The sequence below is a fragment of the Sphingomonas sp. AOB5 genome, from assembly GCF_029433115.1.
Classification (GTDB): domain Bacteria; phylum Pseudomonadota; class Alphaproteobacteria; order Sphingomonadales; family Sphingomonadaceae; genus Sphingomonas.
Genome location: NZ_JARNTV010000023.1, coordinates 18,062 through 38,358 on the forward strand (window position 1 = coordinate 18,062; position 20,297 = coordinate 38,358).

Consider the following 20,297-nt stretch of genomic DNA (forward strand, 5'->3'; position numbering starts at 1 on the left):
TTACTCCTTCACAAGTCCCACGGGGCCGCATCGGTGCGCCGCGCCACACGCAGCGTTGCCGAACGGGCCCGCGGATTACGGGCGATCTCCGCCTCGCCCGGCCGGACGGCCTTGGCGGGGGGATCGAAACTGGGAGCAGCCTTTGCCGCCGCTGCCGGACGATGGCGCGAGCCGGCCGGCTCGCTGCCCGAACGTTCGCGCAGGAAACGCTTCACGAGGCGATCCTCGAGGCTGTGGAAGGTCACCACGGCCAGCCGGCCGCCGGGCTTCAGCACGCGCTCTGCCGCAGCCAGCCCTTCGGCCAGTTCGTCGAGTTCGCGGTTCACATGGATGCGCACCGCCTGGAAGGTACGGGTCGCCGGATCCTTCTTGTCGTGCGGCTTGTAGCCCAGCGCCTTGCGGACGACGTTGGCGAGCTGACCAGTAGTGGTCAGCGGACGCGCACGGACGATCGCGCTCGCGACACGGCGCGAACGCGGTTCCTCGCCATATTGATAGAGGACGTCGGCGATCTCCCCTTCCTCGGCTTCGTTGAGGAAGTCCGCCGCGCTCATGCCCGAACCGGACATGCGCATATCGAGCGGGCCATCGGCCTGGAACGAGAAGCCGCGTTCGGCCTGATCGATCTGCATCGACGAGACGCCGATATCCATGGTCACGCCGTCGACGGGCACGAGGCCGCGGCGTTCCAGTTCGCCCTCCATTGCGGAGAAAGGCGCTTCGATCAGGATCAGCCGGTCGTTGCCGGCAAAGCGGTGAAGGCCGCCTCCGATCGCGAGTGGATCGCGATCGAAGGCGGCCACCTCGGCACCCCGCTCGAGGATGGCGTTGGTGTAGCCGCCCGCACCGAAAGTCGCGTCGACATGGCGCTCGCCGGGCACGATGGCGAGGCCGTCGACGACTTCGTCGAGCAGCACAGGAACATGGGAATCAGAGGTGTAGCTCACAGCTTCACCCCCTTCTGCTGGCACAGATATTCGCAGATTTCGCGGACATCCTCGTCCACCAGATCGGTCTTCATCAGGACTTCGGGCGCCCAGATATCGAAGGTCTCGCCGCTGCCGTTGAAGAAAGCCCAGCTGCCGATCTGCGCCTTCTGCTTGAAGAAGGGCGGGATCACGAAGCGGCCGGAATCGTCGAACGCGACCTTCTCAACGATGCCGAAGGCGCGGCGCTTGGCGCGCGGATCGATATCGCGGCCGGCATCGACAGCGAGGCGCTCGACCCGGTCGATCCGGTCATACTTTTCCTTGGACCAGGCGACGTCGTGCGCGGAGAGGCAGGGATCGAAGGGGTGACGGCCAAGAACGACCTGACGGATGTCCGGAGCGTTGCGTTCGATGGCTGCGCGCAGGTCGGCGGGAATCGCGACCCGGCCTTTCAGGTCAACTGCCTGAAGCGCAAAACCTTCGAAGAGCTCCCGTGCCGCCAAAACCAAACCCCAAGCTCGGACACGACTTCCCCGTCTCCGGACGCACGGCTTCCGCCGCCAATCCGGTCTCACAAGCTTCAACGGTGAAGTTGGTCGTGCCCCGACCCTTAACCACTCTTGGTTACCAAGAAGTAGCCGGGGACGCAACGGGTGAGACGGGGATAAAGCGGGATTTTAGCCCACTCAGCCCCATTTTGCTTGGATGTTTGAAGTTATTTCACGGTACGTTCTTGGTGCGTTTCCATCCTTGTCTGGTCGGGCACAGTAGTTTTCCGGGTCTCGTCCTGCCGGTGGGGCAAAATTCCCACCCTGCCCCGGATTCCACGTCCAAAGCGACGGATTCCAGAGGCTTAGCGGGGATATATCTAATGCATCACGATTCCTGCAGCCATAGCCCGAAACTCGGAAAACCGCAGAAATGCTGCGAGTCGCCGCGTAAATGGACTTGGTTAACGCGATTCGGGCCTTCCCGTCGCGTCCCGTGCCATCCCCGCCGGATCCCCGGCTTCGCCCGGATTTTCCCCGAAACGGGGCCGGGACGCTATTTGGACTGGGTCTGGATCCTGGCGCGCTCAGCCTCGAGGCGGCGGGCGATCTCGGCGGCGTTGACCGCTTCGGTGGAAGCGGTGCTGGGCGCCACGCCCAGTTCGGCGAGCGGTTCGTCCTTGCCGGTTCCGACGGTCACATTGCCTTCGGCCATATTGGCGACGACGGTGGCATTGGAGGCGCCAACTGCGGTGACCGCGCCGTCACGGCTGGCGGACGTGAAAATCGCGCTGGCAAGCCCGATCAACACGAGCACCATGGCAAGACCCGTCAGCCCAACGCGAACGCGTTGCATCGCCTGGGCGGAGTCCTGATGCGATCCCGACTTCATAGCTGTGATATAAATGTAACGCCTTAACGACCTCTTGTCGAGAGAATCGCTCAGTTCGTCGCGAGCCATTCCGGGACGGGCAATCCCTTGGCGGTTAGCCACTCGCGATTATACAGCGTTGAAAGGTAACGGAATCCGCTATCGCACAAGATCGTGGCGATACGTTTTCCCGGGCCAAGCTCGCGCGCAAGTCGTATCGCTCCCGCAACGTTGATGCCCGAAGACAGGCCGAGGCACAGCCCTTCCTCGGCCAGCAGACGGCGGACCCATTCCATCCCTTCCTCGTCGGAAATGCGGAACTGGGTATCGATCGGCGCGCCTTCCAGATTGGCGGTGATTCGCCCCTGCCCGATCCCCTCGGCAACCGAAGTGCCTTCGGCCTTCAGCTCGCCATGTGCATAGTAATTGTAGAGCGCGGCGCCGTGCGGATCGCTGAGCGCGATGCAGATTTTCTCGTCGAACGCCTTCAGGCCCAGCCCGACGCCCGCGATGGTGCCACCCGTGCCCGCCGCGCAGGTGAAGCCGTCGACCTTGCCGCCCATCTGCTCCCAGATCTCGCCCGCGGTGCCGATGATATGCGCCTTGCGGTTGGCGATATTGTCGAACTGGTTGGCCCAGATCGCGTTCGGCGTTTCCTCGGCGATGCGGCGGCTGGTGTGCACGAAATGGCCGGGGTTCGAATAAGGCGCGGCGGGAACGAGGACCAGCTCGGCACCCAGCGCGCGCAGCGTGTCCATCTTCTCGCGGCTCTGCGTCTCGGGCATGACGATGATCGTCTTGTAGCCCTTGGCATTGGCGACCAGCGCCAGGCCGATGCCGGTATTACCGGCCGTCCCCTCGACGATAGTGCCGCCGGGCTGGATCAGCCCGCGCTCCTCGGCATCCTGCACGATGTAGAGCGCCGCGCGATCCTTCACCGAGGCGCCGGGATTGGCGAACTCGCACTTGCCGAAAATCTCGCATCCGGTCGCGTCGCTCGGTCCGGCCAGGCGGACGAGGGGCGTGTTTCCGATGAGCGAGAGCGTATCCTGAATGACGTGCATGGCGGCTAGATAGGAGCGGACCCGCCGCAAGAGCAAGCAAGCGCTGATAGCGCGCCGCCAAGTCTTTATGCGGCGCTTATACAGATGGACGGATTTCCCTCTCGAACCTTAACGGCGGCCGCACCTATCTCACCGGGACCCGGTGCTCCGGCGCCATCATACGAGACCCCGACGATGATCCATCGATCCGCCAGCATCACCCACTTCTGGAAGTCCGCGCGCCGCGCGGGCACCGCCGAGGCGCCCCGCCATGGCCCGAGCGATGCCCGTATCGCTTCCGCGCTGCGCCAGTTGCGCGACGAAGGCCATCGCGCGGTGCGCATCCTCGATCTCGATTGCGGCAATGGCGAGCGGCTGATGCGCGCGGCAGCGCTGGCGCGGGAACTTGGCTTCGTCGCGATCGAGGGCCGCGGCGCGAGCCTGTCGGTGCGCTGCATCCGCCACGCCCGGCGTGAAGCCGCCAGCCAGGCGCACCCCAGCACAGGGCTGCAATTCGAAATCGCCGATCCGATGGCGCTGCTCGCGTCCGAGCATGACGGCGCCGCCGATCTGGTATTGCTTTCCGATGCTATGCCCTATCCCGCCAGTCCGCTGGGCGTGGCGCTGGCGCGGGTCTGTATCGGCCCGCTGCTGGGTGCCGAATGATGCGACGGAAATTGCGGCGAACCGAGCAACCGGATCGCGTGCCGATCATTTCAGCGGCGCCAGCAACGGCACAACGTCCAGCACGAGCACGAACCATGTACCGCGAAAGCGATCCGGACCCCTGCCCGTTCACCCGCGCGATCCCGTTGCCCGGCGGCAGGCCCGAGCCGGGATCGATGGAGCATTTCTGGGCGCTGGTAGACGAAGTGCCGGCCGACGACGTGCTGAACGCAATCAGCGCGCGACGCCGGCGCGATCGAGATGCGGGCAGCACTTAAAACTACCGTTTCCCGAACGACGGAACGCCGCGCGTTTAGCCGGATTGTTTCGTGGACAAATGCCGAGATCTAAATTCGGCCACATCACCTACCAAATCTGTTTTGTGAATCATTCTGTGGCAGTTAGCGCACAGCACGGTAAAATCCCGCTCAGGGCTAAGTGACAACTCTTGCCCCCTCAAATTGGACAGCGGCACTAGATGATGTGCTTCAATGAATTGATGCCCAAGAGCACCATATACTTTCTCGAAATCAAATCCACACGCCTTGCACGCGTAGCCGTGATGCCGCTTTGCCCGATGCGCCAGACCTCTATTGCGCTCAATTCGCTTATGCTCTCGTAACCTACGAGCATCTTCGACGCCAAGTTTGACCTCGTCTTCCTCCGGGTCAGCATGGGTGTATAATCGCTCGTCTCGCGCAACAAGCTCACCATAGACGCCCATCATATGACGAAGGTCAGCACTCAGCTGGTCATCCGAGGGAATATTCGTGGCGGGATAAAATATCGAACAGATCGCACCCGCATCATAATATGATCCAAGTGTAAACTTGTCATACGATGCAAGATTAATTTCACCCAGAATCAGACCGGCGGTGGAGGGCTCTATCCGACTTTGAAAATCTCTCGCTCTGGTAGCGAGCGCACGATGGGCTCCAGAACCATATTGCTGCCGGACAGAAGTCACGCCCTGATTAAGAGAAAGATAAATTCCCGAAAGATCAGATTTAAATAAATAAACAAGATAATATCCTGATTGCGCGGTACTGGTGATTAAGGAATCGAATATTGCGGCCCACGCCACCTCAGCCCAGCGCCCATTCCCAGGGCTTCCTTTGATTTGAAATCGCTCATCATCTGGAACGACGCCCCTAATTTTCTCGGGAATATCATCTCGAATGAGAGAAGCCAGAGGATGACCGCCAAACTCTTGAAGTCGAGCCTGATCGTATCCGCGAAGAACCGCACGAAAAAGCGACGCCAGCCCGTTACCACGCTCTTCTAGCGCCATTGCGTTATCGCACTCCCGCCCGATCGAGATGCGGGCCGAGACGGCCGCTGAGCCACAGGAAGAACATGCGGTAATCGCTGGCGAGCGACCAGAGCGGATAGGTGAAGGTCGCCGGGCGGTTCTTCTCCACCCCGAAATGCGCCGCCCAGGCGAAGCCATATCCGGCGATCGGCAGCATCGCCCACCACCAGCCGCCCCAGGCGATCGCCACCGCGGCGAAGACGAAGGTCAGTGCGGTGCCGGCATAATGGATGGTGCGCGTCGCAGGCTTGCCATGCTCGCGCAGGTAATGCGGCCAGAAGTCGGCATATCGCGTGATGGTGCGCGCCATGACGTCAGGCTATCGCAATGCGATGAGTGCGCGCAAGCATGCCTTTCCGCCGGTGGTGGACGAACACACCCGCGTGCTGGTGCTGGGCAGCCTGCCCGGCGAGCGGTCGCTGGCCGAACAGCGTTACTATGCCCATCCGCAGAACCAGTTCTGGCGGCTGATCTCCGCCGCAGCCGGGCGGGATATCGCCGCGCTGGATTATGACGCGCGCCTCGCCGCGCTGATCGAGGCGCGGATCGGGTTGTGGGATGTGGTGGCCAGCGCCGAGCGCAAGGGCAGCACCGACGCTGCGATCCGCGAGCCGGAGGTGCGCGATATCGCGGCGCTGGCCGCCTCGCTTCCCGAGCTTCGCGCCATCGCCTTCAATGGCGGCACCGCACTGAAACATGGCCTGCGCCAATTGGGGCAGAATGCGAGTCGGTTTGCCACAATTGCCCTGTCCTCGAGCAGCGCACTGCATACTGTTCCGATGGCGGAAAAGCTGCCTCAATGGCAGAGGATATCGGATTATCTTACTTGAATTAAACGATAATATAATACCCCATCGCGCCAGTAGAATATCCCTTGCACCCTCCGCCGCAATCGTGCCACAAATAAGGCATAATTAAGGCAGGAGGGATGAATGCGTGTTCGTTTCCTTGGTACCGCGGCGGTTGCCGCGCTCGTGCTTTCCGCGTGCAATGGGGGTTCGGGCAGCTATCCGGCAGGCTCCGGCTACCCCGCCGACCAGTCGGCCAGCACCGGCTTCACCCAAACCGAAATCGCCGCGATGCCGCCGCAGATGCGCGAGCGGTACAAGGCCAACGAGATCTCGCCCGTCCGCCGCACCGCCGATGCGCCGGTCTCGACCTTCGCGGTCGATGTCGACACCGCATCCTATTCCAATGTCCGCCGCTTCATCACGCAGGGCCAGACCCCGCCGCGCGACGCGGTGCGCAGCGAGGAACTGATCAACTATTTCCGCTACGATTATCCGCTGCCGACCGATCGCACCGCGCCGTTCAGCGTCACCACCGATGTCGCGCGGACGCCGTGGAACCCGGACACGCGCCTGCTGCGCATCGGCCTGCGCGGATATGATCTGAACTATGCCCAGCGCCCGGCGGCGAACCTCGTTTTCCTGGTCGATGTATCGGGATCGATGAACGAGGCGGACAAGCTGCCGCTGGTGAAGCAGGCGCTGACCACGCTGGCCGACAATCTGCGGCCACAAGATTGCGTGTCGATCGTGGTCTATGCAGGGGCAGCGGGCGTGGTGCTGGACGCGAGCAGTGACTCCGACGAGATCCGCGACGCGCTGGACAAGCTTGAGGCGGGCGGATCGACCGCGGGCGGGGAAGGCATCGAGCTGGCCTATGCCACCGCGCGCGCCAATATGCGGGCGGGCGGGATCAACCGCGTGATCCTGGCCACCGATGGCGACTTCAATGTCGGCATCACCGACCGGAAGCAGCTCGAGGAACTGATCGAGAAGAACCGCGACAGCGGCATCACCCTCACCACGCTCGGTTTTGGCCAAGGCAATCTCAACGACGCGATGATGGAGGGGATCGCCGACAAGGGGAACGGCAACTACGCCTATATCGACAGCGCGGCGGAGGCGCGGAAGGTACTGGACGAAGAACTGTCCTCCACCCTGTTCACCATCGCCAAGGACGTGAAGGTGCAGGTGGAGTTCAATCCCGCATTGGTCAGCGAATACCGGCTGATCGGGTACGAGAACCGCGCGCTGAAGGAAGAGGATTTCGCCAACGACCGGGTGGACGCGGGCGATATCGGCGCCGGGCATCAGGTGACCGCGATCTATGAGATCGTACCCGCGGGCAGCAAGGGCTGGCTGGGCGAGCGGCGCTATGCGGCGAACCAGCGGACCGCGGCGCCGGTGGGCAGCGGGAACGAGTTCGCTTTCGTGAAGCTGCGCTACAAGCTGCCCGAGGGCGACACGTCGCGACTGATCCAGCGGCCCGTTTCCGCCGCACTGCTCGCGCAGGCAGGCTATCCGAGCGGCGACATGGCCTTTGCGGTGTCGGTCGCGGGCTTTGCCCAGATGCTGCGCGGCGATCCGCTGCTCGGCCGCTGGAACTGGCAGGACCTGCGCGATCTCGCGGGCCGTCCACAGGGCCAATACCGGCAGGAGTTCCTGACGCTGATCGACCGGGCCGAAGCCAATGCGCTGCGCACTGCGCCGGAGGGAGCCGGGCGCGAGTGACGCGCGTACCGCCGGCGGCGATCTAGGGCGCCGCCGGTACGCCGCGGTCCGGCCTGCCCCCTTTGGGCCGGGCCGCGGCGATCCTGTTATCAGCGTGCGCATCTGCCACCCTTCCGTCTTCCCCAGCGAAGGCTGGGGCCCAGGCTGGCCAACGCAGATGGAGAGGATGGCGCCTACCAACCGGTGCCTTGCAACTGGGCCCCAGCCTTCGCTGGGGAAGGTTCAAAATCAAACGGGAAGGCAGCGATCGATGCGAATTCAAGCGATGATCTGGGGCGTGGCCTTTGCCGTCGCCGGCGCTGTGGTGGCGCTGTTCCTCTACGTGCCCGAAATGATGATGTCTCTGCTTCTGGGAGGGTCGGCAATCACCGCCGCGGTGCTCCGGCTGCTGCTCGCACGCTTCGCCCCGCACTGGGAAAGCGCAAGCATGGTGGGGACCGCCGCGATCGCGTTCCCCACCGCGCTGTGGCTGCTCGCCTTCGCCGCCGACGTTACCGCCATCATCCAGAACCAGCTTTACCCGTCGCCGGGCTTCATGATCGGCTTCTCGATCATGCTGTTCATACCCTGCGCGATGAGCTTCTTCGCCGGATTCTTCGTGGCGTGGCTGACGGGATGGCTGGCGCGCCTGCCCGGCTGACTATTTCGGCCGGCCGGAGAAGCCCGCCTGCTCGCGAAGCTCGTCGGCATTCATCAGCGCACCGTCGGACATGACCCAGTCGGTCCGCCGCATCGCGCCGATCTCCTTCGATGGATCGCCATCGACCAACACCAGATCGGCTTCCTTGCCGACGACGATCGAGCCGGTAGTCTTGTCCGCACCGACCAGCCGTGCGGGGACGATGGTCGCGGTGCGCAGTGCCTCGGCCGGGGTCATGCCAGCCTGGACGTACAGCTCCAGCTCGCGGATCAGCTCGAGGCCCCCGCCATCGGTGCCCGCGACGATCGGCACGCCGGCATCGTTGAGCAACTTCACCAACTGGACCATGCGCGCGAAGCTCGCCTGATAATCGGCACGCGTCACGCCCTCGGGCGGGGCATCGCCGCCGACGAGGAAGCCGCGCTCGGTCGAGGGCGGCATGGTGCCGAGGAACGGCGCGTAGCTGGACGAGAGCTTCCCATTCTCCGCGACATAGGTCTGTTCGAACACCGCCAGCGTGGGATCGACCACGATGCCCTTCTTCGCCATCAGCGGGATCAGCGAGCGCATCGGCTCCGCGCTCAGGTCGACATTCTTGCCGTAACGGCCGGGCCCCTGGAAACGGGCAAGGCCGTTCGAGACGTTGACCACCTCGTCCGGCATGGCCTGCATCATCACGAAATTGATGTGGGTGATCTCGTCATAGCCCAGCGCGATCACGTCGGTCGGCCGCATCGTCGCGGGAATATGGCCGTGGACGTGCAGCCCCAGCTTGTGCGCCTCCGCGACACCCGCTTTCAGCCATTCGGGCTGCATCGAGGTGTAGAACTTCACGCCGGTGAAGCCCTTCTCATGCGCCATGCGCACCGCGGCAACGGCTTCCTCGGCCGAGGACACAGTCACCCCGCCCTGCGCCTGCAGCGGCCCCTTCCCGTCGATCAGGACCGAGGAATAGACGGTTGGGAACAGCAGCTCACCGCGCTTGATCCGCTCGCGCCGCTCGATGGTCGGCGCGACGTCGGCACCGGGATCGCGGGCGCTGGTCTCGCCCATCGACAGCAGCATCACGCCCTGCGCGTCCGATCCGATATGCATGTGCGCATCCCACAGGCCGGGGGTGAGCGTCTTGCCGCGGCCATCGATCACGCGGGCATTGGCGGGCACCTTCACGCTGGAGGCCGGGCCGACCGCGACGATCTTGCCCTTGTCGGCGATCACCGTCTGATCCTCGACGAAGCGGCCATTATCGGCATCGAACAGGCGGACATTGGTGAAGGCGACCGGCACCGGCGAGACCTGGCCGAAGCGCTTCGCCACCGCCGGGCCACGCGCCGCCAGCGCATCATTCTGCGCCTTTTGCAGCTTCAGGAAATCGCCCTGATAGGCTTCGGGCAGGATCGCCATGACGAAGACGATTCCGAAGAAGCTGCCATCGGCGTTCATCAGCACCGGGAAAGGCTCCAGCCCCACACCCTCGATCGCCCAGGCGGTGACGGTCTTCGCGGTCGCGCCGCTGCCGACCGGGATATCGACCAGCTTCGTCATCCGCGCCTGACCGCCGGGGAGCAGGGTCATGCGCTTGTCCGGCGACTTCCACAGCAGTTCGGCGAAGGTCGCGCTGGAGGTCCAGGTGCCGCCCGCGGTCGAATACTGGCTCTTGCCGTCATAGCGGACGCTGCCGCTGTCGATCTGCGACTTCCACACCGCATTGCCGTTCGCGATCTCGAACGTCTCGGCGCCATCGCCCTGCGGGGTCGATCCGCGGATCACGATCCGGTCGGGCTGGCCGTTGGCGGCGATATGGATCGCCTGATCCTGCTCCCACACCATGCCGCGCAGCAGGATGCTCTCGCGGAAATACTCGGTGCCGTCCTTGCGCCAGCGAAAGGCTGTGCCATGCTGCCCGGCGGCGGAGATCACCACCAGTTTGTCCGCATCGGCGGGCGGCACCATCAGCTGTTCCTTGGGCACCTGCGCCAGCGCGGGCAGCCCGGCGACGATCGATGCGGTGGCAAGCGCGGCGGCAAGGATGCGATGCTTCATGATGGTGATGCCCCTGTCAGTGTGTGATGAAACTATCACACTCCGGATGGGATCAGGCAAGGCCTGTTCTCGGTGACAATGTTCCTGTATTGTTCCAATCCATGCAGGCCGCGAGTCGCCTTGTCCATTCACCCGAACCGGTACTGGCTTTCCCGCCACGGCCGTTGCGCTGGCTGTTCCTCGATCTCAATTCCTATTTCGCCAGCGTCGAGCAGCAGTTGAACCCGGCGCTGCGCGGGCGCCCGGTGATCGTCGCGCCGGTCGATACCGACACCACCGTCGCCATCGCCGCATCGGTGGAGGCCAAGCGCTTCGGCATCTCGACCCTCACCCCGGTGTGGCAGGCGAAGCGGATGTGCCGCGACCTGATCGTCGCGCCTGCGCAACACGAGAAATATGTCGAGTTTCACGACCGGATCATCGACGAGATCTGCGGATGATCGGCGTCACTTTGTGCGAAATCGAGACGGTCGAAGGCGATCAGGGATCGCTGTTCGCCGCGCTGGACCCGAACGATCCGCTGGCACGCGAAACCGGGACGCTGGCGCTCAGCCGCGCCATGGACCGGATCAACGAGCGATTCGGCCGCAACGCGGTCTCCGTGGGACCGCTGAACGGCGGGCGGCTGGACGCGGTCGGCACCAAGATCGCCTTCGGGCGTATCCCCGAAGCGAGCGAATTCCACGAATAACCGCAATCTTGCATGCTAAATTGATAATTTGCATGCATAGTAACTTTATATCAGGATAAGGGCTTGACGCAGCGCACAACGGTTTGCAAAGCCCTTTCTCGCTATGAAAACCCTCCCCCTTCTCGCAATCGCCGCGGTCGTGACCCTGTCCGCGTGCAAGCCCGAACCCGAAGTCGTCGACAGCCGCGCTCCGGATCCCCAGGCCTCGGCCTTGGCCAATGCCGCTCCGGTCGAGCTGCCGCCAGCGATCGCCGCTTCGGTCTCGTTCCGCTGCCAGCCGGGCAACACCCTGCTCTATGTCGACTTCTTCAAGGGCGACAAGATGGCGATCCTGAAGACCGAGAAGGACGGCGCGCCGATCATGCTGAAGGCCGCCAATGCCGGCGATCCCTATGTCGGCGAGGAAGGTTCGATCGTCACCGGCAACCACAAGTCGGCGAGCATCGTCGTCAAGGGCACCGCGGCGAAGAGCTGCAAGGCCTGATCCTTCGTCTCAATTCCAGTAGTAACAGGGCCGGCGGGCATTCCCGCCGGCCCTTTTTCATGCGAGCCTCCCGCCGGGGATTCGAAAGGTGACCGATGGCCACGATCGCGATCTACAGCCTGAAGGGTGGCGTCGGTAAGACGACGCTGGCGGTCAATCTTGCCTGGGCATCGGCGACGCTTTCGGCCCGGCGCACCCTGTTGTGGGATCTCGATCCGCAAGCCGCCTCGACCTTCCTGATCGGCACGCCGGGCAAGGCCAAGGATCGCGCCCAGGCGATCTTCACCCAGGATGTCGAACCGAAGAAATTGGTGCAGCACAGCGCGACCGACCGGCTCGACCTGATCCCCGCCGACACGTCGCTGCGCGAGCTGGATCATATCTTCCACGAACTCGACAAGAAGAAGCGGCTGGCCAAGCTGCTGGGTCAGCTCGACAAGGCCTATGACCGGATGCTGCTCGATTGCCCGCCGGGACTGACCGACACCAGCGAGCAGGTGATGCGCGCCGCCGATCTGATCGTGGTGCCCGTCATCCCCTCCCCGCTTTCGGCCCGCGCGTTCGACGAAGTGGTGGCCCATCTCGACCGCAAGGGCGGGAAGGTGCCGCTGATGCCGGTCCATTCGATGGTCGACCGCCGCCGCAAGCTGCATGCCGAGGCCATCGCGGCGCATCCCGACTGGCCGGTGATCCCGATGGCGAGCATCGTCGAGAGCATGGCCGCGCGGCGCATGGCACTGGGCGGGTTCGCCGCAAGGTCTCCCGCCGCGCAGGCGTTCGGCGAGTTGTGGACCGCGATCGAGCGGAGGCTCGCGAGCAAGCGCAGATGAGCCACCATCAGCCGCCCCCGCACGAGCTGGAACCGGAACTGGTGCTCCGGGCCTATGCGATGGGCGTGTTCCCGATGGCGGATCACCGCACCGCCGATACGGTCTATTGGGTCGAGCCCAAGCTGCGCGGTGTCATGCCGCTCGACGAGTTCCATTTGTCGCGGTCACTGAAGAAGACGATCCTGTCGGACCGGTTCCGCGTCACCGCCGACCAAGCCTTTGGCGAGATCGTCCAGCTCTGCGCCGAAAGCGCCGCGGACCGGCCCGACACCTGGATCAACGGACCGATCGAGCGGGTGTTCGCCGAACTGCACCGCCGCGGCTTCGCGCACTCGATCGAGGTTTGGGACGGCGACCGCCTTGCCGGGGGGCTATATGGCCTCGCGCTTGGCCGGGCGTTCTTCGGGGAATCGATGGTCACGCGGGTGCGCGATGCATCGAAGGTCGCATTCGCCTGGCTGGTCGCGCGGCTGAAGGCCGGCGGCTTCACCCTGCTCGATTGCCAGTTTCAGACGGGGCATCTCGCATCGCTTGGCGCCGTCGAGATCCCGCGCGACGATTACATCGCGTTGCTGGGTGCTGCCTTGGGCGAGTCCGCAGGCGGGCTGGCCTTCGGCTCACCCGTGGTCGATGGAGACTTCTTCGCGCTGGAAGGCGCGTCGCCCGAACCGCCGCTGCCTTTCGGCCCGGCACCGACCGAAACCGTATCCGGCCCGCTGTCGCGGAAGGTCATTTCGCAGCTCTTGGTCCACACATCGTAGATCGGGTGCTGGACGACGTTGAGCGCGGGCCGCGCCTGATAAAGCCAGCCGGAGAAGACCCGGCCCCATGTCTTGTCCGGGCGCTGCACATCGACCTGGACGAAGGCGCCGGTGTCCTGGAAATTCTCCCACGGCGCGGTTTTCTCGCAGGCGCGCAGGCGGATGATCACGTCGCCGACACGAGTCGCCTGACCCGGCTTCAGCTTGATCTCACGCGCGACGCCGTTGCGCTTGTTGAGCAGGCCGAGGGTCGCGACGCGATCCTTCATCGGCGTGGCTGCCGCGGCCGCAACGGCGTCATCGGCCGCAACCGTCTGCACCTGCGGCGCGGCGCTGTCGGCCGCTTCGGTGGTGACGATATCGTCGATGCTCTGATTATTGCCCGCGCCGCCCCCGCTGCCGCACGCGCCCAGGCTCAGCAGCAAAGCTGCCGCAACCGCAGGACGTGCGAAGCCGGTCATGCGCCGGGCGTCCACGCCTCGTAATCGCCGCTCGCCGCCGCACGGCGTCCGCCAGCCTCGAGCGAGCCCGAGGGGCGATAGGCAAGCTGGGTACCGGTCAGGTTCGGCTCGGCTTCCTTCTCCCACTTGCGCGGGGCAGGCAGCGACTGATCGGGCGCACCGTCGATCTGGTGATGGAGCCAGCTGAACCATTCGGGCGGAACCCGGCTGGCATCGTTCAGACCGTTATAGATGCACCAGCGGCGCGGCAGGCCGTTCGCATCGGCGCCGCCTTCCCAATAGACGTTGCCCAGCGAATCCTCGCCGACGCGAGTCTTGCCGCGCAGGCCCATCCAGGTGCCGAAGGTGGCACCTTCCCACCAGGTGAAAGCGTTTTTGAGGATACCCATGGCTGGCCCCTTAGCGTGGCGGCGTGTGGCGAGGCAATCGGAATGAGGGGCGGGCGCCCCTCCCCGGCCTTACTTCTTCTGGCCGGGCCAGCTCACCTTGTCGCCGGCCGCGATGCCGAGTTCCGCCGCGCGGCCGCCATTGATCTCGAACACCGCGCTCACCGGCTCGCCGGACATGATCCGGTCTTCGCTCAGCGGAATGGTGTTCTCCGCGATTCGGGCGATCGTGCCGTCAGGACGGATGAAGATGATGTCCAGCGGGCTAGGCGTGTTCTGCATCCAGAAGCTCGCCTCGCGCGGCGGGCCGCCATCGGCCGGATAGGGCGCGAACAGCATCCCGAAATCGGGCGCCATGTTGGTCCGGTACATCAGGCCGCGTTCCTGCTCCTGCTCGGTCTTCGCGACTTCGGAATTGAACTGGTGCGCGGCGCCAGCGGTGGTGGTGACGGTCACCACGATCTTCGCAGGCGTGGCCGCAGCCGCCTCGTTCGCTTCGGCGCCCGGATTGCAGGCGGACGACATGAGCAGGGCCGATGCGGCAAAGGCCGCACGAAGATAACGCTTCAGGGTCATGATGTTCAGCCGGTCCTTTCAACCGCGACCGCGAGCGGACCCTTGTCCCCGTCGACGATACGCGCACTCAGCGGCTGGCCGGGTTCGACTTCATCGATCTCGGCACGCCGCAACGTCTCCATATGGACAAATATATCCGCGGAGTCGCCGTCGCGCACCAGAAATCCATAGCCCTTGAGACGATTGAACCATTTCACCGTCACGGCTTCCCACGGACCCGCCGAAGCGATCAGTTGAAGCCGGTCCGCCCGGTCCGGTCCGCGGCTGCGCGGCGCCTCTATCGCTTCGCTCAGGTCGATCGCGGTGATCGTCTTCGCCTGAAAGCCGCGCTGCCGCTTCACGGCGACGCATTCGATGCGCGCGCCCTCGGGCAGGCTCCGCCGGCCGTGATCCTGCAAGACAGTGAAGTGAATCAGGATATCGCCAAGCTGGCTGTCGTCGGCGACCACGAAACCGAAGCCCCGCGTAACGTCGAACCATTTGACCACGCCAGAACAGGCAAGGCCCTCAGCGTCCTCGCCTGCAACATCCCCCTCGTTTACACGCTGACCGACTGCGAAGTCGGTCTGCAAAAGCTGCGGGTCCGCACGCATTATCATTTTCCCCCAACTCAGAACCTTATCATCTTTTTTCCAAGGGGAAACTGCTTTGTATCAAGCCTGCGCAAGTAGTGATTCGGCATCTTCGCCGGGGTCCATCCGCGCGATCTTCCAGGCAAGCGACGGAGAATGGCCGGCACGGACCATCGCCGCGACCTGCTTCTCCAGCCCCTTCCGGTCCGGCACTTCTCGCGCCCACGGCCCGATCCGCTTGCGGCGGGCAAAGGCCAAGGCGCTCGCGATCGTGTCGCTTTCGACCAGCGGCGAGACCGCCTCGGTATCGTCCGCATCGACCCCGGCATGGCGCAGATCGTCATAGACCCGCCGCGCGCCCAGCCCGCGCCGGCCCATGGCGCCTGCCCGCGCCTCGGCAAAAGCACGGTCGTCGACATAACCGAGTTCGGCCATCTTCGCGGCCAGCGCCTGCGTATCCGGCGCATCGCCTTCCCACCCACGCTCACGAATCTTGCGGTTCAGATAGGCGATCAGCTTCGCCCTTGTGGTGGCGTACCGCTCGACGTAACGGAGCGCCAATCGATCCAAAGCGGAACGATTCAAGGGGGGTATCGGGCGGTCTCGACGGCTCATGCGCCATGATTGTGCCACACTGGCAACCGATTTTGAACGATAGTGGGTAGCAGAGCCAAACGCAGATTCATTTGCGTGTGGGGGCACTAGGTTCGCTGCCACACAGGGGCTGAGAAAAGAATGGTTTTGGACGTTACGGGATCGCCCGACAGCAATGTGGCCGTGCCGGTTACGCCGGCTCCGACGCCGACCGACGACACCCTGCCGCGCCGCTATGCCGACTTCGCCACCATGGGCGAGGCGCTGGACTATGCTGCGCAGGGCGTTCGCGGGCTGAATTTCCACGATCCGCGCGGCACGCTGTCGCGCCCCTATCCGTTTTCGGAGCTGCGCGAGGATTCGCTGGCCCAGGCTCGCCGCCTGATCGCTTCGGGCGTAAAGCCTGAAGACCGCATCGCGCTGATCGCCGAGACCGGTGCCGAGTTCGCCTCGCTGTTCTTCGGCGTCATCTATGCCGGCGCATGGCCGGTGCCGCTGCCGCTGCCGACCAGCTTCGGCGGCGCGCAGTCGTACATCGACCAGCTCTCGGTCCAGCTGAAGAGCTGCGATCCGTCGATGCTGATCTATCCGCCCGAAATCGCCACGATGTGCGCGGAGGCCGCGCGCCTGTGCGAAGTCGAGGGTATCGACTGGCACAGCTTCGGCGAGCGCGAGGCGCCCGCGACGGAACTGCCCAGCGCCAGCACCGACGACATCGCCTATCTGCAATATTCGAGCGGATCGACCCGCTTCCCGCACGGCGTGGCAATCACGCACAAGGCGCTGCTGTCGAACCTCGCCGCCCATTCGATCGGCATGCATGTCGGCGATGGCGACCGCTGCGTCTCGTGGTTGCCCTGGTACCACGACATGGGCCTGGTCGGCTGCCTGCTCTCGATCGTCGCGAACCAGGTTTCGACCGATTATCTCAAGACCGAGGATTTCGCGCGCCGTCCGCTGGCGTGGCTCGATCTGATCAGCCGCAATCAGGGCACCACCCTCTCCTATTCGCCGACCTTCGGCTACGACATCTGCTCGCGCCGCATGTCGAGCCAGACCAAGGCTTCGGACCGGTTCGACCTGAGCCGCTGGCGCGTTGCAGGCAATGGCGCGGACATGATCCGTCCCGACGTGATGCAGCATTTCGTCGACGCCTTTGCCGATGCCGGATTCAAGGCCAGTGCCTTCCTGCCCAGCTATGGTCTGGCCGAAGCGACGCTGGCCGTGTCGATCATGCCCCCGGGCGAAGGCATCCGCGTCGAGCTGGTCGAGGAAACCCAGCTTTCGGGCGGCGACAAGCGTGCCGACCGGCCGCAGCGTTTCCGCGCCATCGTCAATTGCGGCAAAGCCGCGCTGGGCATGGAAATCCAGATTCGCGAGGAGGACGGCACACCGCTTCCCGATCGCGCGATCGGCAAGGTCTGGTGCCGCGGCCCCAGCGTGATGGTCGGCTATTTCCGCGATCAGGCCTCGACCGATGCCTGCCTCGTCGATGGCTGGCTCGACACCGGCGACATGGGTTATCTCAGCGACGGCTATATCTACGTCGTCGGCCGCGCCAAGGACATGATCATCATCAACGGCAAGAACCACTGGCCCCAGGATATCGAATGGGCCGTGGAGCAGCTGCCGGGATTCAAGCAGGGCGACATCGCCGCCTTCGCGATCACCACCCCGGGCGGCGAAGAGACCCCCGCAGTGCTGGTCCAGTGCCGCACCTCGGACGAGAAGGAGCGTCTGCGCCTGCGCGACGAGATCCGCGAGCGCGTCCGTTCGGTCACCGGCATGAACTGCGTCATCGAACTGGTCCCGCCGCGCACCCTGCCGCGCACCAGCTCGGGCAAGCTCAGCCGCGCCAAGGCGCGCAACCTGTATCTGAACGGCGAGATCAAGCCTTACGCGCTGGCCGCATAAACCGGCCCGCCATTCCGGCTTTCGAAGCGCCCCGGCCTCACCGCCGGGGCGTTTTTCGTTCAAAATGGGTATTTATCCACATCAAATCGCCGCATCACGCCGCGGCCTCAACCACTCGCTAACCTGACCTCCGGTAAAACCCGGAGCGTGACCAGCCAGACGACATCCCAATTCGCCCGGGCGCGCATCGATGCGCGCGCACTCCTTGGGCTCTACGATCCCGCGGATACGACCGATTGGGGTCCGATCCGTGCGGCGCAGATGAATGCCGGCAGCCAGCTGGCACTGTTCATGCTCGCCGCCAATCTGGTCGGCGCGGCGATGATCGTCACCATCCTGGGTCCGCTGGTCCCGCTGTGGCAGCTTGCGAGCTGGGGGGCGCTGGTTGGCGCCGTAGGCCTCGCCGTTGCCTTCCGCCGCCTTTCGGCGCGCAACCGGACCACCGTCAGCGCTACCCTGGGCGACGTGCGCGACAGCCTGCTCGACGGAATCGCGCTCGGCTCGGTCTGGTCGATCCCGCCGCTCGCCTTCGGTCATCTCGCCGATGCCAATGCCGCGCTCGGCCTGTGGATCGTCCTCTCGATCCTGATGACCGCCAGCGCGGTAGCGATGGCCGCGCTGCCGCTGGCCACCATCGCCTTCGTCACGCTGCTGGGCGGATCGATCGCGGTGACCCTGTTCCTGATCGCCTCCCCTGCCCTTGCCGCGGCTTCGGTGCTGTTCACCGTGCTGCTGGCAATGACCACCTTCTCGCGCGGCAAGTCGCTGGTCGTGATCCGCGCCAACGAGATCGCCATCGCCGAGCGCGACGAGACCGTCAGCCTGTTGCTGCGCGAATCCGAGGATTCGGGCGCGGACTGGCTGTGGGAGATCGATGCGCAGCGCCGCGTGAACCGCGCCAACCCGCGCTTCGCCCTGTCGCTCGGCGCCGATCCCAAGACGATCAACGGCACGCCGTTCCTCCAGCTCGTCGCCGGCCCGACCTGGGAATCGGGCAATTTCGCCCCGAGCCTGCGCGAACTGGCCGAGAAGCTGAAGGCGCGCGAGGCGTTTCGCGACATATTGCTGCCGGTGCAGGTCGGCCTTGAAGAGCGCTGGTGGGAAATGTCGGCCACGCCGCGTTACGACGAGCGCGGAACCTTCATCGGCTTTCGCGGCGTCGGCTCCGACGTGACCGAGGCGCGCCAGTCGGCCGACAAGATCAACCGCATGGCGCGGTACGACACGCTGACCGGCCTGCCCAATCGCCTGCTGATCCACGAAACGCTGGCCAACGCGATGGCCGCGGCGGAGAAATGGAGCAGCCGCTGCGCGTTCATGATGATCGATCTCGATCGCTTCAAGGCAGTCAACGACACGCTGGGCCATCCGGTCGGCGACCGGCTGCTTGGCCGCGTGTCCGAGCGGCTGAAGCATCTGATGAGCGAGAACGAGATGATCGGCCGCCTCGGCGGCGACGAGTTTGCGGTCGTCGTGCGCGATGCGACCGATACCGCGATGGTCGAGCGGCTGGCGCACACCATCATCGACAGCCTGTCGCTGCCCTATGAGGTGGATCACCACACCCTCTATATCGGCGCGTCGATCGGCCTCGCCACCGGCCCGCGCGACGGTCGCACCGCCGAGACGCTGATCCGCTCGGCCGATCTGGCGCTGTACCGTTCGAAGGATGCCGGCGGCGGCGTGTTCCATGCCTATGAGCCGCAGCTGCACATGGCCGCCGAGGAGCGCCGCGTCCTCGAGATCGCGCTGCGCAGCGCGGTCGAGAATGGCGAGATGCACCTCAACTATCAGCCGGTGGTGGATGCCGCGACCGGCACGTTGACCGGCTTCGAAGCGCTGCTGCGCTGGGTGCATCCCGAGTTCGGCAATGTCTCGCCTGCCAAGTTCGTGCCGCTGGCCGAGGATGCCCGCCTGATCGCCCCGATCGGCGAATGGGTGTTGCGCACCGCCGTGGCCGAAGCCGCGCGCTGGGACCTGCCGGTGCGTGTCGCGGTGAACGTCAGCCCCGAACAGCTGCACAGCCCGTCCTTCGTCGGCGTGGTCGCCCAGGCGCTCGCCCAGTCCGGCCTGCCGCCCGAGCGGCTCGAGCTGGAAGTGACCGAAGGCGTGTTCATGCGCGAAGGCACGGTGGCGATCCAGGTGCTGGAGAAGATCCTCGACCTCGGCATCCGCCTCAGCCTCGACGATTTCGGCACCGGCTATTCCTCGCTCGGCTATCTCAGCCGCACGCGCTTCTCGTCGATCAAGGTCGATCGCAGCTTCGTGCAGGGCGCGTCCAAGGGCGCGAAGGAAGCCATCGCGATCATCCGCGCCGTAGTCGCCCTTGCCAACAGCCTGGGCATGGCCACCACCGCCGAAGGCGTGGAGACCGAGGAAGAGCATCTGATGGTGCAGGAACTGGGCTGCACCAAGGTTCAGGGCTATTATTTCGGCCGCCCCCTGCCCGTCGACGAAGCCCGCGCGCTGACGATGCGGCGCGATGGCGCGAGCGCGGCTGCTTGAGCGAGACAGGCC

At 64.8% G+C, this 20,297-nt stretch carries 23 protein-coding genes and 1 pseudogene; 12 read left to right on the forward strand and 12 right to left on the reverse strand.

Translation table 11 applies throughout. The annotated features are described in order from the left end of the window. Nucleotides 1-8: 8 nt before the first annotated feature. From rsmH to P1X14_RS11680, 4 genes are all read right to left on the reverse strand, one after another. Complete coding sequence (rsmH, locus tag P1X14_RS11665) at nt 9-947, reverse strand: 16S rRNA (cytosine(1402)-N(4))-methyltransferase RsmH (protein ID WP_277315541.1); 939 nt, start codon at nt 945-947, stop codon at nt 9-11. Next, nucleotides 944-1,432: a division/cell wall cluster transcriptional repressor MraZ gene (locus P1X14_RS11670; protein WP_277315542.1), complete on the reverse strand. Its 489-nt coding sequence runs from the start codon at nt 1,430-1,432 to the stop codon at nt 944-946. The genes rsmH and P1X14_RS11670 overlap by 4 nt, the downstream gene beginning before the upstream one ends. Before the next feature lie 541 nt (nt 1,433-1,973). After that, complete coding sequence (locus P1X14_RS11675) at nt 1,974-2,378, reverse strand: hypothetical protein (RefSeq protein ID WP_277315543.1); 405 nt, start codon at nt 2,376-2,378, stop codon at nt 1,974-1,976. After that, the gene (locus P1X14_RS11680; protein WP_277315544.1) at nt 2,360-3,352 is read right to left on the reverse strand and encodes a cysteine synthase A; all 993 of its coding nucleotides are present in this window, start codon (nt 3,350-3,352) and stop codon (nt 2,360-2,362) included. The genes P1X14_RS11675 and P1X14_RS11680 overlap by 19 nt, the downstream gene beginning before the upstream one ends. A 174-nt stretch (nt 3,353-3,526) precedes the next feature. On the opposite strand from P1X14_RS11680, the gene P1X14_RS11685 reads away from it, so the two are divergent. Both P1X14_RS11685 and P1X14_RS11690 read left to right on the forward strand, forming a co-directional pair. Beyond that, nucleotides 3,527-3,997, forward strand: a complete 471-nt coding sequence (locus P1X14_RS11685) for an SAM-dependent methyltransferase (protein ID WP_277315545.1) — start codon at nt 3,527-3,529, stop codon at nt 3,995-3,997. 95 nt (nt 3,998-4,092) lie between these two features. Next, a complete protein-coding gene (locus P1X14_RS11690) occupies nt 4,093-4,275 on the forward strand; it encodes a hypothetical protein (protein ID WP_277315546.1) in 183 nt (60 codons plus the stop codon). A gap of 35 nt (nt 4,276-4,310) precedes the next feature. On the opposite strand, the gene P1X14_RS11695 is transcribed toward P1X14_RS11690, so the two are convergent. Then, on the reverse strand, nt 4,311-5,288 hold the full coding sequence (locus P1X14_RS11695; RefSeq protein WP_277315547.1) for a DUF3578 domain-containing protein: 978 nt from the start codon (nt 5,286-5,288) through the stop codon (nt 4,311-4,313). A gap of 4 nt (nt 5,289-5,292) precedes the next feature. After that, on the reverse strand, nt 5,293-5,619 hold the full coding sequence (locus P1X14_RS11700; protein WP_277315548.1) for a DUF962 domain-containing protein: 327 nt from the start codon (nt 5,617-5,619) through the stop codon (nt 5,293-5,295). Here P1X14_RS11700 and P1X14_RS11705 point away from each other — a divergent pair. The 3 genes from P1X14_RS11705 (at nt 5,618) to P1X14_RS11715 (ending at nt 8,468) form a co-directional block, all read left to right on the forward strand. After that, nucleotides 5,618-6,139 (forward strand): DNA-deoxyinosine glycosylase, encoded by a 522-nt coding sequence (locus tag P1X14_RS11705; RefSeq protein WP_277315549.1) that lies wholly within the window; start codon nt 5,618-5,620, stop codon nt 6,137-6,139. The genes P1X14_RS11700 and P1X14_RS11705 overlap by 2 nt on opposite strands. Before the next feature lie 102 nt (nt 6,140-6,241). After that, the gene (locus tag P1X14_RS11710; RefSeq protein WP_277315550.1) at nt 6,242-7,828 is read left to right on the forward strand and encodes a VWA domain-containing protein; all 1,587 of its coding nucleotides are present in this window, start codon (nt 6,242-6,244) and stop codon (nt 7,826-7,828) included. 250 nt (nt 7,829-8,078) lie between these two features. Beyond that, nucleotides 8,079-8,468 carry a hypothetical protein gene (locus tag P1X14_RS11715; protein ID WP_277315551.1) on the forward strand — a complete coding sequence of 130 codons (390 nt, stop codon included), beginning with the start codon at nt 8,079-8,081 and terminating at the stop codon, nt 8,466-8,468. On the opposite strand, the gene P1X14_RS11720 is transcribed toward P1X14_RS11715, so the two are convergent. Beyond that, a complete protein-coding gene (locus tag P1X14_RS11720; RefSeq protein ID WP_277315552.1) occupies nt 8,469-10,511 on the reverse strand; it encodes an amidohydrolase family protein in 2,043 nt (680 codons plus the stop codon). A 101-nt stretch (nt 10,512-10,612) separates the two neighbouring features. Between P1X14_RS11720 and P1X14_RS11725 the strand changes: the two genes are divergently transcribed. The 5 genes from P1X14_RS11725 (at nt 10,613) to aat (ending at nt 13,277) form a co-directional block, all read left to right on the forward strand. After that, complete coding sequence (locus P1X14_RS11725) at nt 10,613-10,951, forward strand: hypothetical protein (RefSeq protein WP_277315553.1); 339 nt, start codon at nt 10,613-10,615, stop codon at nt 10,949-10,951. Further along, the gene (locus P1X14_RS11730) at nt 10,948-11,202 is read left to right on the forward strand and encodes a hypothetical protein (RefSeq protein ID WP_277315554.1); all 255 of its coding nucleotides are present in this window, start codon (nt 10,948-10,950) and stop codon (nt 11,200-11,202) included. Before P1X14_RS11725 ends, P1X14_RS11730 begins: the two co-directional genes overlap by 4 nt. A 103-nt stretch (nt 11,203-11,305) precedes the next feature. Continuing rightward, a complete protein-coding gene (locus P1X14_RS11735; RefSeq protein WP_277315555.1) occupies nt 11,306-11,686 on the forward strand; it encodes a hypothetical protein in 381 nt (126 codons plus the stop codon). Between the two features lie 95 nt (nt 11,687-11,781). Beyond that, the gene (locus tag P1X14_RS11740) at nt 11,782-12,516 is read left to right on the forward strand and encodes a ParA family protein (protein ID WP_277315556.1); all 735 of its coding nucleotides are present in this window, start codon (nt 11,782-11,784) and stop codon (nt 12,514-12,516) included. Beyond that, complete coding sequence (gene aat / locus P1X14_RS11745; protein WP_277315557.1) at nt 12,513-13,277, forward strand: leucyl/phenylalanyl-tRNA--protein transferase; 765 nt, start codon at nt 12,513-12,515, stop codon at nt 13,275-13,277. The genes P1X14_RS11740 and aat overlap by 4 nt, the downstream gene beginning before the upstream one ends. Nucleotides 13,278-13,312: 35 nt before the next feature. On the opposite strand, the pseudogene P1X14_RS22105 reads toward aat, so the two are convergent. The 5 genes and pseudogenes from P1X14_RS22105 to P1X14_RS11770 form a co-directional block, all read right to left on the reverse strand. Continuing rightward, nucleotides 13,313-13,738: pseudogene (locus tag P1X14_RS22105) on the reverse strand (DUF2155 domain-containing protein); the annotation flags it as partial. Next, a complete protein-coding gene (locus P1X14_RS11755; RefSeq protein WP_277315558.1) occupies nt 13,735-14,127 on the reverse strand; it encodes an NADH:ubiquinone oxidoreductase subunit NDUFA12 in 393 nt (130 codons plus the stop codon). The pseudogene P1X14_RS22105 and the gene P1X14_RS11755, both read right to left, overlap by 4 nt. A gap of 69 nt (nt 14,128-14,196) precedes the next feature. Then, nucleotides 14,197-14,700, reverse strand: coding sequence for a DUF192 domain-containing protein (locus tag P1X14_RS11760; protein WP_277315559.1), 504 nt, complete (start codon nt 14,698-14,700; stop codon nt 14,197-14,199). 5 nt (nt 14,701-14,705) lie between these two features. Next, entirely contained in the window at nt 14,706-15,293 is a 588-nt protein-coding gene (locus tag P1X14_RS11765; RefSeq protein WP_277315560.1) for a cold shock protein, read from the reverse strand. 60 nt (nt 15,294-15,353) lie between these two features. Further along, the gene (locus P1X14_RS11770) at nt 15,354-15,887 is read right to left on the reverse strand and encodes a RecX family transcriptional regulator (RefSeq protein ID WP_277315561.1); all 534 of its coding nucleotides are present in this window, start codon (nt 15,885-15,887) and stop codon (nt 15,354-15,356) included. 120 nt (nt 15,888-16,007) lie between these two features. Here P1X14_RS11770 and P1X14_RS11775 point away from each other — a divergent pair, with 120 nt between their 5' ends. Together P1X14_RS11775 and P1X14_RS11780 are read left to right on the forward strand one after the other, a co-directional pair. Beyond that, nucleotides 16,008-17,780, forward strand: a complete 1,773-nt coding sequence (locus tag P1X14_RS11775) for a fatty acyl-AMP ligase (RefSeq protein ID WP_277315562.1) — start codon at nt 16,008-16,010, stop codon at nt 17,778-17,780. A gap of 147 nt (nt 17,781-17,927) precedes the next feature. Continuing rightward, nucleotides 17,928-20,285 (forward strand): GGDEF and EAL domain-containing protein, encoded by a 2,358-nt coding sequence (locus tag P1X14_RS11780; RefSeq protein WP_277315563.1) that lies wholly within the window; start codon nt 17,928-17,930, stop codon nt 20,283-20,285. The last annotated feature ends 12 nt before the right edge of the window (nt 20,286-20,297 follow it).

What these genes read in the sequence shown, in the direction of transcription:
- P1X14_RS11675 (WP_277315543.1), bottom strand. Translation starts at nt 2,378, where the DNA reads ATGGCTCGCGACGAACTGAGCGATTCTCTCGACAAGAGGTCGTTAAGG.
- P1X14_RS11680 (WP_277315544.1), bottom strand. Translation starts at nt 3,352, where the DNA reads ATGCACGTCATTCAGGATACGCTCTCGCTCATCGGAAACACGCCCCTC.
- P1X14_RS11685 (WP_277315545.1), top strand. Translation starts at nt 3,527, where the DNA reads ATGATCCATCGATCCGCCAGCATCACCCACTTCTGGAAGTCCGCGCGC.
- P1X14_RS11690 (WP_277315546.1), top strand. Translation starts at nt 4,093, where the DNA reads ATGTACCGCGAAAGCGATCCGGACCCCTGCCCGTTCACCCGCGCGATC.
- P1X14_RS11695 (WP_277315547.1), bottom strand. Translation starts at nt 5,288, where the DNA reads ATGGCGCTAGAAGAGCGTGGTAACGGGCTGGCGTCGCTTTTTCGTGCG.
- P1X14_RS11705 (WP_277315549.1), top strand. Translation starts at nt 5,618, where the DNA reads ATGACGTCAGGCTATCGCAATGCGATGAGTGCGCGCAAGCATGCCTTT.
- P1X14_RS11700 (WP_277315548.1), bottom strand. Translation starts at nt 5,619, where the DNA reads ATGGCGCGCACCATCACGCGATATGCCGACTTCTGGCCGCATTACCTG.
- P1X14_RS11710 (WP_277315550.1), top strand. Translation starts at nt 6,242, where the DNA reads ATGCGTGTTCGTTTCCTTGGTACCGCGGCGGTTGCCGCGCTCGTGCTT.
- P1X14_RS11715 (WP_277315551.1), top strand. Translation starts at nt 8,079, where the DNA reads ATGCGAATTCAAGCGATGATCTGGGGCGTGGCCTTTGCCGTCGCCGGC.
- P1X14_RS11720 (WP_277315552.1), bottom strand. Translation starts at nt 10,511, where the DNA reads ATGAAGCATCGCATCCTTGCCGCCGCGCTTGCCACCGCATCGATCGTC.
- P1X14_RS11725 (WP_277315553.1), top strand. Translation starts at nt 10,613, where the DNA reads ATGCAGGCCGCGAGTCGCCTTGTCCATTCACCCGAACCGGTACTGGCT.
- P1X14_RS11730 (WP_277315554.1), top strand. Translation starts at nt 10,948, where the DNA reads ATGATCGGCGTCACTTTGTGCGAAATCGAGACGGTCGAAGGCGATCAG.
- P1X14_RS11735 (WP_277315555.1), top strand. Translation starts at nt 11,306, where the DNA reads ATGAAAACCCTCCCCCTTCTCGCAATCGCCGCGGTCGTGACCCTGTCC.
- P1X14_RS11740 (WP_277315556.1), top strand. Translation starts at nt 11,782, where the DNA reads ATGGCCACGATCGCGATCTACAGCCTGAAGGGTGGCGTCGGTAAGACG.
- aat (WP_277315557.1), top strand. Translation starts at nt 12,513, where the DNA reads ATGAGCCACCATCAGCCGCCCCCGCACGAGCTGGAACCGGAACTGGTG.
- P1X14_RS11755 (WP_277315558.1), bottom strand. Translation starts at nt 14,127, where the DNA reads ATGGGTATCCTCAAAAACGCTTTCACCTGGTGGGAAGGTGCCACCTTC.
- P1X14_RS11760 (WP_277315559.1), bottom strand. Translation starts at nt 14,700, where the DNA reads ATGACCCTGAAGCGTTATCTTCGTGCGGCCTTTGCCGCATCGGCCCTG.
- P1X14_RS11765 (WP_277315560.1), bottom strand. Translation starts at nt 15,293, where the DNA reads ATGCGTGCGGACCCGCAGCTTTTGCAGACCGACTTCGCAGTCGGTCAG.
- P1X14_RS11770 (WP_277315561.1), bottom strand. Translation starts at nt 15,887, where the DNA reads ATGAGCCGTCGAGACCGCCCGATACCCCCCTTGAATCGTTCCGCTTTG.
- P1X14_RS11775 (WP_277315562.1), top strand. Translation starts at nt 16,008, where the DNA reads ATGGTTTTGGACGTTACGGGATCGCCCGACAGCAATGTGGCCGTGCCG.